Origin of the sequence: Enterococcus sp. HMSC072F02, from assembly GCF_001837725.1 — a bacterium.
In the GTDB taxonomy this organism is placed as follows: Bacteria; Bacillota; Bacilli; order Lactobacillales; family Enterococcaceae; genus Enterococcus_B; species Enterococcus_B lactis.
Window position 1 is genome coordinate 1 of record NZ_KV833902.1, and the last position, 704, is coordinate 704.

The window sequence follows — 704 nt, forward strand, 5'->3', positions numbered from 1 at the left end:
CGCCGATTGTAAAATTAAGCTAGACAACTAAAAAAGTCATTTGTGCTACACTCAAAATAGTTCCGACCAAAGAATTATAAGGAGTGAGTACAAATGACCTATACCCATCTTACAACGGATGAACTTGTAATAATAGAGTCTTATTTCAAAATTAATCAATCTGTTGCTAAAACTGCCCATTGCTTGAATCGTTCAAGACAAACGATCCATAAAGTATATCTGTTCTTCAAGCAAGGAAAATCAGCCTTAGAATATTATCAACAGTATAAGAAAAACAAATCAAACTGTGGTAGACGTCCGCTTGTTTTACCCGAGGAACAATCAGAATATATTCAAAGAAAGGTTGTTCAAGGATGGACACCCGATGTGATTGTTGGTCGTGCAGCGTTTCCTATTAGTTGTTCTGCTCGTACCATTTATCGTATGTTCAAAAAGGGGCTATTTGATTCTTCTGACTTACCGATGAAAGGCAAGCGTAAACCGAATGGACATCAAGAAAGACGTGGAAAACAAACTTTCCGCCGCTCTATTCATGAACGTGAAAAGGATTATAGCCAATTCTCAAATGAGTTTGGTCACCTTGAAGGTGACACTATCGTAGGTCTGAAACATAAAAGTGCTGTAATTACCTTAGTTGAACGATTATCAAAAGTTATCATCACATTGAAACCGTGTGGTAGACAAGCGATTGATATTGAAAAAAA

The 704-nt window shown here is 36.8% G+C and carries 1 protein-coding gene; it reads left to right on the plus strand.

Features of this window, described 5'->3' with window-relative positions:
- Positions 1 to 93 precede the first annotated feature (93 nt).
- Positions 94 to 704, plus strand: a 611-nt coding sequence (locus HMPREF2731_RS02120) for an IS30 family transposase (protein WP_070872233.1), incomplete at its 3' end; no start/stop codon positions are given.